The organism is Leptolyngbya sp. ST-U4, assembly GCF_039962215.1.
Taxonomy (GTDB): Bacteria; Cyanobacteriota; Cyanobacteriia; order Elainellales; family Elainellaceae; genus Leptolyngbya_A.
In genome coordinates, this window is the sequence record NZ_JAMPKZ010000004.1 from 40873 (window position 1) to 53205 (window position 12333).

The 12333-nt window shown below is 51.7% G+C and carries 12 protein-coding genes; 10 read left to right on the forward strand and 2 right to left on the reverse strand.

The features are described from left to right. Positions 1-58: 58 nt before the first annotated feature. From NDA02_RS09395 to NDA02_RS09405, 3 genes are all read left to right on the forward strand, one after another. Entirely contained in the window at positions 59-931 is an 873-nt protein-coding gene (locus NDA02_RS09395) for an S-methyl-5'-thioadenosine phosphorylase (RefSeq protein ID WP_190793735.1), read from the forward strand. Continuing rightward, a complete protein-coding gene (locus NDA02_RS09400) occupies positions 928-2010 on the forward strand; it encodes an Ig-like domain-containing protein (RefSeq protein ID WP_190793736.1) in 1083 nt (360 codons plus the stop codon). The genes NDA02_RS09395 and NDA02_RS09400 overlap by 4 nt, the downstream gene beginning before the upstream one ends. Before the next feature lie 92 nt (positions 2011-2102). Next, complete coding sequence (locus NDA02_RS09405) at positions 2103-2651, forward strand: alpha/beta hydrolase (RefSeq protein ID WP_190793737.1); 549 nt, start codon at positions 2103-2105, stop codon at positions 2649-2651. Between the two features lie 141 nt (positions 2652-2792). On the opposite strand, the gene NDA02_RS09410 is transcribed toward NDA02_RS09405, so the two are convergent. Beyond that, a complete protein-coding gene (locus tag NDA02_RS09410) occupies positions 2793-2990 on the reverse strand; it encodes a hypothetical protein (protein ID WP_190793738.1) in 198 nt (65 codons plus the stop codon). Positions 2991-3197: 207 nt separating this feature from the next. On the opposite strand from NDA02_RS09410, the gene deoC reads away from it, so the two are divergent. From deoC to NDA02_RS09445, 7 genes are all read left to right on the forward strand, one after another. Continuing rightward, positions 3198-3866 (forward strand): deoxyribose-phosphate aldolase, encoded by a 669-nt coding sequence (deoC, locus tag NDA02_RS09415; protein WP_190793739.1) that lies wholly within the window; start codon positions 3198-3200, stop codon positions 3864-3866. 23 nt (positions 3867-3889) lie between these two features. Further along, positions 3890-4825 carry a DNA repair protein RecO gene (gene recO / locus NDA02_RS09420; protein ID WP_190793740.1) on the forward strand — a complete coding sequence of 312 codons (936 nt, stop codon included), beginning with the start codon at positions 3890-3892 and terminating at the stop codon, positions 4823-4825. Between the two features lie 86 nt (positions 4826-4911). Then, positions 4912-6528 carry an MFS transporter gene (locus NDA02_RS09425; protein ID WP_190793741.1) on the forward strand — a complete coding sequence of 539 codons (1617 nt, stop codon included), beginning with the start codon at positions 4912-4914 and terminating at the stop codon, positions 6526-6528. 77 nt (positions 6529-6605) lie between these two features. After that, positions 6606-7757, forward strand: coding sequence for a glycosyltransferase family 4 protein (locus tag NDA02_RS09430; RefSeq protein ID WP_190793742.1), 1152 nt, complete (start codon positions 6606-6608; stop codon positions 7755-7757). Positions 7758-8200: 443 nt separating this feature from the next. Then, positions 8201-8545: a hypothetical protein gene (locus tag NDA02_RS09435; protein ID WP_348254846.1), complete on the forward strand. Its 345-nt coding sequence runs from the start codon at positions 8201-8203 to the stop codon at positions 8543-8545. A gap of 144 nt (positions 8546-8689) precedes the next feature. Then, on the forward strand, positions 8690-10237 hold the full coding sequence (locus NDA02_RS09440) for an AAA family ATPase (RefSeq protein ID WP_190793744.1): 1548 nt from the start codon (positions 8690-8692) through the stop codon (positions 10235-10237). 165 nt (positions 10238-10402) lie between these two features. Next, entirely contained in the window at positions 10403-10753 is a 351-nt protein-coding gene (locus NDA02_RS09445; protein ID WP_348246797.1) for a DUF1257 domain-containing protein, read from the forward strand. A 378-nt stretch (positions 10754-11131) separates the two neighbouring features. On the opposite strand, the gene NDA02_RS09450 is transcribed toward NDA02_RS09445, so the two are convergent. Further along, positions 11132-12286 (reverse strand): alanine--glyoxylate aminotransferase family protein, encoded by a 1155-nt coding sequence (locus NDA02_RS09450; RefSeq protein ID WP_348254848.1) that lies wholly within the window; start codon positions 12284-12286, stop codon positions 11132-11134. Positions 12287-12333: the final 47 nt, after the last annotated feature.

The following is a 12333-nucleotide window of genomic DNA, read 5'->3' on the forward strand; positions in this document are numbered from 1 at the left end:
GACGGTCATCGTCGTAAAATACTCAGGCTTGTGGCAGCAAATAACTACAGGAAAATTTATGGAACCGATCAAAATTGGCATTATTGGCGGCAGCGGCCTTTATAAGATGGAAGCACTCAAGGACGTTGAGGAAGTAGAAATTGACACGCCCTTTGGGAAGCCCTCGGATGCGCTGATTGTCGGAACGCTCGATGGAACCAGGGTGGCATTTCTGGCACGGCATAACCGCAATCACACGCTGACGCCGTCGGAACTTCCATTTCGGGCAAACGTCTATGCAATGAAGAAGCTCGGCGTGGAATATTTGATTTCAGCGTCGGCAGTCGGTTCACTGCGGGAGGAGGCAAAGCCCCTCGATATGGTGATTCCTGATCAGTTTATTGATCGCACTAAAAATCGCGCCTCGACCTTTTTTGGCGAAGGTATTGTGGCGCATATTGCGTTCGGCGACCCGGTTTGTCACAAGCTGGCGGGCGTGTTGTCTGAGGCGATCGAGAGTCTAGACTTGCCCGATGTCACACTGCACCGGAGTGGAACCTACGTTTGTATGGAAGGTCCGGCTTTCTCGACCAAGGCAGAATCCAATCTGTATCGAAGCTGGGGCGCAACGATTATTGGCATGACGAATTTGCCCGAAGCAAAGCTGGCGCGGGAAGCCGAAATCGCCTATGCCACCCTTGCCCTTGTCACCGACTACGACTGCTGGCATCCTGACCACGACAGCGTGACTGTCGATCTCGTGATCGCCAATCTCACCAAAAATGCCGTGAACGCCCAACGAGTGATTCGAGAAACGGTGCGCCGTCTCAGCGAAACCCCGTTTGTCTCTGATGCTCACTCTGCTCTAAAGTACGCCATTATTACGCCCCTCGACAAAGCTCCTGTCGAAACCAAAGACAAACTCCATCTACTATTACAAAAGTACCTATGAATCGCTCATATCTTTTGGGATTATCTGCCATTGGGGTGCTGCTTACCACTTCACCTATGCTGCTGTCTGCGCCAGGAATGGTTCAGCCTGCGCTTGCTCAGCGCGTCGTTGAAGTCACACCGCCCAGCAACAGCACCAACGTTTCGCCCAATGCCTTTATCTCGGGGCAGTTCGACGCCTCTGGGACGATCGATGTCAGATCAGTTCGCATCTTTGTTAACGGCCAGGATGTGACGAGCCAAAGCTCGGTAACGCCCAATTTCTTTACCTACCGTCCTACTCAGAGCTTGCCCTCTGGAGTCAATCAGGTGCGGGTGGAATATCGCAACAACAACGGCGAACAGCGGACGCTTGCCTGGTCTTTCTCGGTGCAGGGGCAGCCGCTTCAGCTTACATCTGTTACCACTAATGCCGGAGTTGCACCGCTGAATACAGGTTCAACCCTGACTGTGACGATCAATGGCACTCCTGGACTGCAAGCCTCGGTGCTGCTGGTTCAGGATGGACGAACCGTACGTGAATTGCCTGCAACGGAGACTTCGTCGGGCGTGTATCGGGTCAACTACACAGTGCAGTCGGGCGATCGCTCAGCGGAAACGGCAATCCTGGCACGTCTGCGTCGTCAAACCCAATCCGTTTATGGGGCAGTGGCTCAGCCTATTGCCTTTAATACCTCGGTCGGAACACCTCCAGGGGGAAATACGGGCGGCAATCCCGGAGGAAATACAGGTGGCAACACGGGCGGTAATACTGCCGAACTTCAACCCCGATTCACCAACTATCAGGACGGCGGACGAGTCGGTAGAAACGGCTTTACGCTGGTGGGTCAAACCCGACCGAATGCGAGAGTTCAGGTAAATATCCTGGGCAGCGCGACCGTCCTCGGCGTTCCCGTAGGTGGGGAAGTGATTGTTGATCGGGAATTTACCGCAGACAATAACGGACGGTTTGAAGTGACAGTTCCGCCGCCCAGAATTGCGGTTCCGGGATTACGCTATCGAATTCGGGCAACGGCGATCGAGGGCAACCAGGCCAGCCAGACGACCGAGATTATTTTGCGCCAGCAAATCGAACGTTAAGTGCGCCAGCAAATCGAACGTTAAATGCGCCAGCAAATCGAGCACTAGACTGAAACCGCCGCTCAACTTCTGCATTTTCAGGAAGACAAACCATGCCAAAACTCCAATCCCGGATGCTGACCCTGATTGCAGGACTTCTAAGCGCAATCATGCCGCTGGCTGCAACAACTGCACTGGCTGCCGGACGGGTGACGTGGAAGTACAAAATCTTTCGGGGGTCGGTTCCGGTTGAGGAGTTGACGGCTCTGGCGGAGCAGGGTGAGGTATCACCAACGCTGGAAAGGCTGATGAAGCGATCGGGACAAAACCCGACTGATGTGCAGGAAGCCCTGAGCCGGGAGGTTAGGGTCGATCAGGTTACGCTCGATCGCTTTTTGAACAGTCCGCTGGGTGAGGTTACCCTACGGCAGCTAAGTGATTACGTTCATACCCCATCCCGGACGGCCGATACTCAGGCAATGCGGGCGGCTCTCGTTCTATCTGCCAGCGAGGACGATCGAATTAGCCTGATCGAAGTGGTGCAAAATTACCCGGCGGGCGCAGTCGTGGTCGAAGGCGATCGAATTGCAGAAGCCGCCGAGCTGCTAAATACCCTCCAGGGAGGGCTGCAAAATCTCCTGGAGGGCTTTCGCTTATTCTAATTTGCTCGTTTGAACCAGTTTCTCTCTTTGAACTCGTTTCTCTTAATAAGAGCAGCTAGGTAAGAGCAGTCTTGTGCGATCGTCTCCAGCTCCATTTCTGGAGGCTCATTCTTATTGCAAGCTTTTTTACAAGCTTTTATATTAGTAGGCTAAAGTTTCCAGGGTCTCGCGCAGGTAGCGGCTAACGAGCTGGTCAAGGGTCTGCTCAGCAGTATGGAACGTCAGCGATCGTTCTGCCTGCCACCGGTGGAAACCAGAACTGGCTGTAATGGCTTGCTTGAGGTTGTCCCAAATCAAATCATCCGAAAACGAAGCGGGGGCGGACGAAGGAGAAGTCATAGTTACCTGCAAAACTGCTGTGAGTGTGAGAAATAAGGCGATACCTACTCACAGCATAGCGTAGCCCTACTGATTGGCTGTGCTGTAGAACACGGATCTCAGCCTTTTGCAGGGCTTTTTACATGAAACTGGGCAGAATCAAGCCTGAGAAATACAGGCTTCTGTATCTTTTCTGATAAAAGTGATAAGGGAAGCGAAAGGTCCTTTATGGCTGACTCACACCCCGAAATTGATCTCGCTGGCTTTATCGAGCATGCCCTGCTAACTCCAACGGCAACCCCTGAGGATGTCTCACGCTGTTGTGCAGAAGCCGATCGCTATAAGTTTGCGACAGTTTGTGTCTATCCTACCCATGTGAAGCAGGCAGTCGAGATCCTGCGTAATAAGTTTCCTAAAATTTGCACGGTGATCGGGTTTCCGGCAGGTGCAACGACTTCGGCAGTCAAGCTTTATGAGGCTCAGGAAGCCGTCGAAAACGGAGCCAGCGAGCTGGATGTGGTGCTCAATTTAGGCTGGCTAAAGGTCGGCAAAACCAACGAGCTGCACCATGAACTGGCAGAAATCTGTGAGTTAGGCCAGCCTGTGAAGGCAATTTTGGAAATGGCACTGCTGATCGACGACGAAAAAAAAATGGCAGCCGATGTTTGTTTAGATGCAGGAGTGGCTTACCTGAAAACGAGTACGGGCTGGTTTGGCGGCGCAACGATCGAGGACGTTAAGCTGCTTAAGCAGTTCACTAAAGACCGGGTAGGCATCAAAGCAGCGGGGGGAATCCGTACCGTTGAGCAAGCGATCGACCTGATTGTGGCAGGCGCAACCCGGTTGGGCACTTCGCGAGGCGTCGAACTCATGCGCCAACGCGATACCCTGAAGTAGGGGAGGCGACACGCGGAAGGACTATGAGCGGAACCTACAAGGCGATCGGAATTAATCTCAAGAGTACGCCCCTGGGTGAGTCCGATCGGCTGCTGACGATTCTGACCGAGGAATTGGGGCTACTGCGAGTGGTCGCGCCTGGTTCACGCAAGCATAAGTCCAGTTTGGGTGGACGCAGCGGCTTATTTGTGGTGAATAATTTGCTGATTGTCAGCGGCAAGAATTTAGATAAAGTGATTCAGGCAGAAACCGTCGAGTCGTTTCCCGGGCTGAGCCAGGATCTGAAAAAGCTCACAGCAGCTCAATATCTGGCGGAGCTTGCCCTCTATCAAGCTCTCAGCGAGCAGTCTCAGGCAGATTTATTTCACTTGCTGTGCGAACATTTGACCCGACTGGAAACGCTATCCGGAATTGTGACGCTGCCCTGTCTGGTTCACGCCATGTTTCATCTGCTGGCCCTTGCCGGAATTGCGCCTCAGGTGTTTCGCTGCGGTGTCACTCAAAAAGAAATTACTCCTGATTTTTCTGACCCAGATTGGCGCACGGGCTTTAGCAGTGTTGCGGGTGGTGTGGTGCTGCTGTCGGAGTTGGCCAATCTGCGTCTCGACACGGCTCCTCCGCGTAAAGCCCCGTCTGGTGCGCCGAAGATTCTTTCAGATCACCCCCACGAGGGAACTGCTTCGCATCGCACTACAAATTTCACCCAAACTCCCCCAGAGCTACATGCCCAAATCACTGCGATCGAGCTATACCTGCTTCAGCAGTTGACGAAACCCGACTTGCTAGAAACACTGATGCAGGCTGACCCTCCCGCCTTTGCTTCTAATCAGATTTGGCTTCCCATCGAGCGGATTCTGCGTCACTATGCTCAATATCACTTTGACCGACCGATTCGCTCGGCTACCCTGATTGATCCCTGTTTTGCTCCGGCTAGTGACCTTTCTCTCCAGAAACTATGATGCGATCGTTTGACAATCTCCCAACTTCAGCGTCCATTTCTCGATCTAATCCGCTTAATCCTGGGATTGGAGAAGGGTGTGGAGGCATGGCAGCGGACTCAGGACAGTTGGGCCTGGGACAGCCGCATCTGGGACAAGTCAACCGTCAGAATTCCAGTCCTTCTTCGTCTCGGCTACCGGACTATGTGCTATGTGCCGATGGAGACGATCGTTTTGATCCATCTGCTGACCTCGGTGTCATTTCGCAGTCTACCGTTTCGGACTCGTCGCAGAAAACCTGGGACGGTCAAACTCACCTCGGTCGGTCTGAGCAGGGAAACAAAGCAGCAGGAAATCACTTAAACGGCTCCAATGGTACTGGGGGGAACGGCAACGGTTCTCATGGCAGCGATCAGAGCCAGCAGGCAACCGCTTCGGAGCCGGGATTGGTGCCCGTGCTAAAGAACCGCGCCTTCCTTACCCTTTGGGGCGGGCAGGTGTTTTCTCAAATTGCTGACAAGGTTTATTTAGTGCTGATGATCGCTCTGATTGCCAATCGCTTTCAGGCAGCGGATCAATCGATTAGCGGTTGGGTATCATCGCTGATGATCGCGTTCACGATTCCCGCTGTACTGTTTGGCTCGATCGCTGGGGTTTTTGTCGATCACTGGCGCAAGCGGGCAGTGCTGGTATCCACGAATCTGCTGCGGGGCGGACTGGTGCTAAGTGTGCCGTTTCTGCTCTGGATTTCGCAGGGCTGGAGTGCTTTGGGCGGTCTGCCTGTAGGATTTTTGATAGTGCTGGGCGTGACGTTCCTGGTCTCAACGCTGACGCAGTTTTTTGCTCCGGCTGAGCAGGCAGTGATTCCGCTGATTGTCGATCGCCGTCATTTGCTCTCGGCAAACTCGCTCTACACCATGACGATGATGGCATCGGTGATTGTGGGATTTGCCCTAGGAGAACCTTTGCTGGCTCTGGCAGATATGATTGCTGCACCGATCGCCGCTCAGTTTCACCTGCCTCCAGCGATCGGGAAAGAAGTTTTAGTAGGCGGCAGCTATGTGATTGCGGGACTGATGCTAATCTTCCTGCAAACGAATGAAAAGACGATCGACTCCGACGAATCCCTACCTGATGTCTGGAATAACATTCGCGACGGGTTGCGCTATCTGAAGGAGAAGAGCCACGTTCGGGCAGCCCTACTGCATTTGGTAATCTTGTTCTCGACCTTTGCGGCTCTGGCGGTGTTGGCAGTGCGCTTGGCAGAAGTCATGCCGGAAATCAAATCTTCCCAGTTTGGCTTTTTGCTGGCGGCTGGCGGCGTAGGAATGGCGATTGGGGCAGTGGTGGTCGGACAATTTGGGCAGCGGTTTACGCGCAGTCAGTTGAGCCTGTATGGGTCGATCGGCATGGGTGTTGCGCTTGCCCTGATTGCGGTGACGGCTCATCGTCTGATCATTATGCTGCCGCTGCTGGTGCTGCTTGGGTCTTGTGCGGCGATTGCCGGAATTCCCATGCAGACCGCTATTCAGGAAGAAACCCCAGAAGAGATGCGCGGCAAGGTGTTTGGGCTACAAAACAATGCTATTAACATTGCGCTGAGCCTGCCGTTGGCATTAGCAGGGGTAGCAGAAACATTCTTTGGGCTGCGGGCAGTGTTTCTGGGACTAGCCGTGCTGGTAATCGGGGGTGGAACGCTCACCTGGTCAATTTCTCGGAAGTAGAATGTTGCAGAAGGGACAGGACACACTAAAATCCTTAATACAAGATTTAATGATCCTGATTAAGTGAATCCTGTTGAATGCACATTGCCTGGATAGGAAAGAAATCTCCGTTTTGTGGCAACGTCACCTACGGTCGAGAAGTGACTAACGCGCTCTTAGACCGAGGCTACCGAGTCAGCTTTCTCCATTTCGCCCAAGAAGAGACGGGCGTGACGAACGAATGGGGAGATTGCCAGGAAGTCTCGATTCCTTTTCTTTATAAGTCCCAAATCTATACCATTCCTTCGCCGAAATCGAGTCGGGTGCTGACCGAAGCACTTCGCCAGCTAAAGCCCGATCTAGTTCATGCGTCGCTCACGCTGTCGCCCCTCGACTTTCTGCTGCCGGAAATCTGTCAGGAGCTAAACTTACCCCTGGTTGCTACCTTTCATCCCGCCTTTGCCCGTAAAGCGAGAAATTTTACCTCTGGGACTCAGCACCTTACTTATCAGCTTTATGCCCCTTCGCTAGCAAACTACGATCGCACGATCGTCTTTTCTAAGCTTCAGCGCGATCTGCTCATTCGTCTGGGGGTTCCCAAGCAGCGGCTTGCCGTAATTCCAAACGGTGTGGATGCCGACAAATACTCGCCTGGGCTGTCCAAGCTAAAAGCAGAACTCAAGGCACAGCGTATCTTTGTTTATCAGGGGCGCATCTCGGTCGAAAAGAACGTCGAAGCCATGCTGCGCGCCTGGAAGCAGGCAGAAATGAACTGCTACAGCAAGTTAGTGGTCGTAGGCAATGGTCCGCTGGCTCCGTCTCTTATGAGTACCTATGGCGAGGAGCAAGGTGTTATCTGGTTAGGCTTTGTAGCTGACGAGCGGCAGCGAATTCAAATCCTGCGCGGCTCGGATGTGTTTATTCTGCCGTCTTTGGTGGAAGGGCTATCTCTGTCGCTGCTGGAAGCGATGAGCTGTGGGGTTGCTTGCCTTGCCACTGATGCGGGTGCAGATGGTGAAGTGCTGGAAAAAGGCGCAGGAGTGGTTCTCAGTACGCAAAGAGTTGCGACTCAGCTTCAAACGCTTTTGCCCCTATTCCAGGATCACCCAGAACTGACCATGCTCCTGGGGCGCAAAGCCCGTCAGCGTGTTCTCGATCGCTATACCCTCAGCCAAAACATTACCCAGCTTGAGGTGCTGTATCATCAGGTGCTTCAAGAACAGCGCGTCTATCTCAGCAGTTCAAGCTAGCGATCGGCTAGATAGACACAAGGAATGCTCATACCTAAAGGCGGCTAACCTTAGAGCGGCTAATTTTTAAGCAGCTTACTTTGGATTCTTGCCTGAATTTTCCCAGCACACCGATATAGAATCATTTCCACCAAACTATACAGAGAGCCAGCCTTTTCTAAGTTCAAAATGGAAAGGTAAGGCTGGTCGGGTGGAGTTGATGCTTCACGATTTATAGGAGTTTCTATTTTTAGAATTCCTGGTTAAATCAGAGCAATATCACTCGGTCGAGAGATGATTTTTTGAACTTTTGAGGTTGGGAAATGGTTGGTTTTCAAGCACTTTTGGGTTTATGTTAAGCGATGTAACAATAATGCTGTCATGACAGCAAGCCGTCTTGACAGTACCTGTTTTGCCGTTTATCGTGTCATACATACCCGGGTATTCAATAAATAGTCGTTGTTATGCAAGACAAGCACAAAGTTACGCTATACCTTCCTCCAGACCTGCACCGCCAGCTCAAAATTCGTTCCGCAGTTGAATTAGAGCCGATGTCCACAATCGCAGAGCGTGCAATTGTTTTCTATCTCACTCATTCTGAAGTAGTTGATGAGGTAGAAGCAGCTCACGGGCAAACTCACCGGGTTTACAGTTGCCCCGAATGTGCAAGTTTGCTCGTTCTGAAAGAGGGAGAGATGGCGGCTCTGAGCGGTCAAGCGGAGATTCTGTTAGACGAAGAAGCATCGGTAGAGCGACTTCCAAAGGGTTCTCCCGATCAGCGAGGTGAGGGCGAACTGGTTCCCTGCTAGGTTTCTTCTTGTTATTAGAAGTTTGCTTGCTTCAGTAGTTTTGATTTGAACGTGAAATTGTCTTTTTCAGCGTTGGACTTCTGTTACCCAGTTTGGCAGTTGTCTACTCCTGACATCTGCACCGTCTCTTAATAGGTCATGGTTATGAAAGAAGAGCTTAATATTCTAGTTCAGGCTCAATATCCTCTGATCTACCTCGTCACGTCTGAGGAGGAGCGGGCAGAGCAAGCAATTTCATCGCTGGTGCAGACAAAGCCATCTCGAAGAATTTTTGTCTGGACGATGACTCACGGAATTGTTGAGTATGGTCAACCCAGAAATGTTACTCAGCACAATACCGTTGCTCCTGAAGCGGCGATCGAGTGGGTAGTACGTCAAAAGGAACCCGGTCTCTACGTCTTTAAAGATTTGCACCCGTTCCTTGATTCGCCTGGTGTCACGCGCTGGCTGCGAGATGCGATCGCGAGCTTCAAGGATGCCCAGAAGACAATTATTCTCATGTCTCCAGTGCAGACTGTGCCGATTGAGCTAGAAAAAGAGGTGGTGGTGGTAGATTATGCCCTGCCTTCTCTGGAAGAGCTGAATCAAGTACTCACTCATCAACTAGACCAAATTCAGCGTGAGCAGCGTGAGCGGGCTCGCCTGGGTCGCCCTGACCCGACTCGGATTTCGACCGAAGCGCGTGAGAAGCTGCTGAAAGCAACGCTGGGTTTAACTCGCGATGAAGCTGAAAAAGTCTATCGCAAGGCATATGTAATGTCTGGGCGGTTGACGGAGACTGAAGTAGATATCGTTTTAACTGAGAAGAAGCAGCTTATCCGTCGCAATGGCATTCTGGAGTACATCGAAGAAGATGAAACCCTAGATGCGGTTGGCGGACTAGAGGAGCTAAAGCACTGGTTGCGCCAGCGATCGAACGCCTTTACCGAGCGGGCAAGAGAGTACGGATTGCCTCAGCCAAAAGGGATGCTGATTCTGGGTGTTCCGGGCTGTGGAAAGTCGCTCATTGCAAAAACAACTTCCCGCCTCTGGGGTCTGCCGCTACTGCGGTTAGATATGGGACGAGTTTATGATGGCTCAATGGTGGGTCGATCGGAAGCAAACTTGAGAAATGCGCTAAAAACGGCTGAGTCAATCTCCCCAGCGATTCTGTTCATTGATGAAATTGACAAAGCGTTTGCAGGCAGTGCAGGGTCAGCAGATTCTGATGGAGGTACTTCCAGCCGGATCTTTGGTTCCTTCCTGACCTGGATGCAGGAAAAGTCATCGCCTGTATTTGTAATGGCGACGGCAAACCGGGTTGAGCGTTTGCCTGGAGAATTCCTCAGAAAAGGACGATTTGACGAAATTTTCTTCGTTGATCTGCCGAACAATGAGGAGCGCAAAGAGATTTTCAAGATTCACCTGTCCAAGCGTCGGCGCGATATTAGCCGCTTTGACCTGGATCAACTGGTGAAGGTTTGCGAAGGATTTTCAGGTGCGGAGATTGAGCAGGCACTTGTTGCTGCAATGTACGAAGCATTTGCCCAGGATAGGGAATTCACCCAACTGGACATTATTGCAGCGATTCGAGCCACGATGCCGCTCTCCAAGACCATGAGCGAGCAGGTGACTGCCCTGAGAGATTGGGCAGGACAAAGAGCAAGACCTGCTGCTTCTTCGGTTGCTGAATATCAGCGGCTGGAGTTCTAACAAGCTTTCTCTCCTGGTTCCCAACAGGCGAGGAAAGGCTAGCAACAGAAGCTAGCAGTCTAGTCCAAAGAGCCGTATCCGTTGGCATTCCAACCGCTTAGCGATCGGCGTAAACACTTCCTAACGTTTGTCGTTTCTCTCAACTTCTCTACAGGAGGAAATCCAATGTCTCACTTTAGCACTCTGCGTACCAAGATCACCGAATCTGAAATTCTGAAGTCCTCGCTGCGGGATCTGGGTATCTCCGTGAAGACGGAAGCTGATGTACGTGGCTATAACGGTCAGCGCGTTCGTGCAGACATCGTTGCTGTTCTGGATGGCGAGTATGATCTGGGCTGGTCTCGCAATGCAGATGGTTCTTTTGACCTGATTGCTGATCTGTGGGGTGTTGCTAAGAAGCACAACCAGACCGAATTGATCAACTCGATCAACCAGAAGTATGCTGTAAACAAGACGCTGGCTGAAGTTAAGCGTCCTGGTCTGCAAAACGCTAACGTGAAGCTGGTTGTTCAGTAAGTTTTATCAGCGTTCCCAATTCGGCGGGTTAATCCATTACGGGTTAGCCCGTTTTTTGCGATCGAACAAACGCTCTATTCGGAAACATTAAGCATCCTGCTAGGTGAAAGCTTTTCGGGAGCTGTAGACGTACAATTTAATCAGCAAAAGCGCGGCAAAGAAGGTGTTCCTGATGGGGAAATTGTCCAAACGCATTTCTTAAAGGTTGACAATGCAGCAGATTTAGCTGCAAAGCTGGCAGGAAAAACCTGGGGAAATTATGCATCCCTATCCTGGAGCAGTAATTGACTGAGCACAGCTCTTCTGCTGTAAAGAATGAAAAAAAGAGGCAAAATCTAATTCGCCTCTCGTTGAAATATTCGATGAAATTGAGCAGAATTACGCTTGAGTTAATACCTGAGCAGCAGCAGCAACTCCAGCGCCAGGAGATGAGTTCTCGTAGTGCAGCTCTTGCAGAGCAGCTTCGATCGCACTTACCGCAGTCAGAATATCGCGGTCGCTGACAAATCCCAGGTGTCCGACCCGGAAGATTTTGCCTTTGAGCTGATCTTGTCCGCCTGCCAGGATAATATCAAATTTCTTCTTCAGAATCGATCGAATCTGCTCAGCTTCAACATTGACCGGAGCAACGGCAGTAATCGCAGGGCTTGCATTCGAGTCAGCCGCAAATAGGGGCAGTCCCAAGGCTTTCATAGCAGCGCGGGTTGCCTCGGTATGGCGACGATGGCGAGCGAAGATATTTTCTAGCCCTTCTGCTTGCATTAGCTTCAGAGCAACCTGAAGCGCGAAGAACATATTGACTGCGGGAGTAAAGGGGGTGCTGTTTTCTTTTGCAGATTTGCGATATTTGCCCAGATCCAGGTAGAAGCGCGGTAGTTTTGCAGTTTCGTATGCCTTCCAGGCTTTGGGACTTACTGCGACAAATCCCAATCCAGGCGGCAGCATAAATCCTTTTTGTGAACCAGATGCGACGACATCTAAACCCCACTCATCGATCGGTACACTGGTTGCACCTAGACTGGTAACAGCATCAACCATGATCAGAGCTTCGCCGTGCGCTTTCACATACCGGCTGATCGTTTCCAGATCGTTCAATACCCCAGTTGATGTTTCGCTGTGGGTGACGATCACCGCTTTGATTTGCTTTTCGGTGTCGGCTTCGAGACGCTCCCGGAAAGCTTCAGGATCAACAGGCTTGCCCCATTCTGCGGTGACCTGCTCGACGTTGACGCCATAAACCTGACAAACTTTTGCCCAGCGTTCGCTAAATTTGCCGTTGTTGCCCACCAGGACTCGATCGCCCGGACTCAGGAAGTTGATCATCCCGGCTTCCATTGCCCCGGTGCCGCTGGCTGCCAGAATCAGCACATCGTTTTGCGTTTGATGCAGCCACTTCAAACCCTCGACCACTTCTGCCATAATCTTGGCAAAATCGCCGCTGCGATGTCCGATCGGGTGCTTTGCCAGTGCCAGCAATACCTGTTCGGGCACAGGGGTTGGACCCGGAATCATCAACATTAACTTATCGTCCATTGCTCTGTCCTGCTGCTCTGATCTGTGGAGTTCGTTGTGATAATGTT

Coding starts and splice junctions, on each gene's coding strand:
- recO (WP_190793740.1), top strand. CDS start 3,890: ATGAGCGGAACCTACAAGGCGATCGGAATTAATCTCAAGAGTACGCCC.
- NDA02_RS09400 (WP_190793736.1), top strand. CDS start 928: ATGAATCGCTCATATCTTTTGGGATTATCTGCCATTGGGGTGCTGCTT.
- NDA02_RS09395 (WP_190793735.1), top strand. CDS start 59: ATGGAACCGATCAAAATTGGCATTATTGGCGGCAGCGGCCTTTATAAG.
- NDA02_RS09450 (WP_348254848.1), bottom strand. CDS start 12,286: ATGGACGATAAGTTAATGTTGATGATTCCGGGTCCAACCCCTGTGCCC.
- NDA02_RS09410 (WP_190793738.1), bottom strand. CDS start 2,990: ATGACTTCTCCTTCGTCCGCCCCCGCTTCGTTTTCGGATGATTTGATT.
- deoC (WP_190793739.1), top strand. CDS start 3,198: ATGGCTGACTCACACCCCGAAATTGATCTCGCTGGCTTTATCGAGCAT.
- NDA02_RS09430 (WP_190793742.1), top strand. CDS start 6,606: ATGCACATTGCCTGGATAGGAAAGAAATCTCCGTTTTGTGGCAACGTC.
- NDA02_RS09435 (WP_348254846.1), top strand. CDS start 8,201: ATGCAAGACAAGCACAAAGTTACGCTATACCTTCCTCCAGACCTGCAC.
- NDA02_RS09440 (WP_190793744.1), top strand. CDS start 8,690: ATGAAAGAAGAGCTTAATATTCTAGTTCAGGCTCAATATCCTCTGATC.
- NDA02_RS09445 (WP_348246797.1), top strand. CDS start 10,403: ATGTCTCACTTTAGCACTCTGCGTACCAAGATCACCGAATCTGAAATT.
- NDA02_RS09405 (WP_190793737.1), top strand. CDS start 2,103: ATGCCAAAACTCCAATCCCGGATGCTGACCCTGATTGCAGGACTTCTA.
- NDA02_RS09425 (WP_190793741.1), top strand. CDS start 4,912: ATGGCAGCGGACTCAGGACAGTTGGGCCTGGGACAGCCGCATCTGGGA.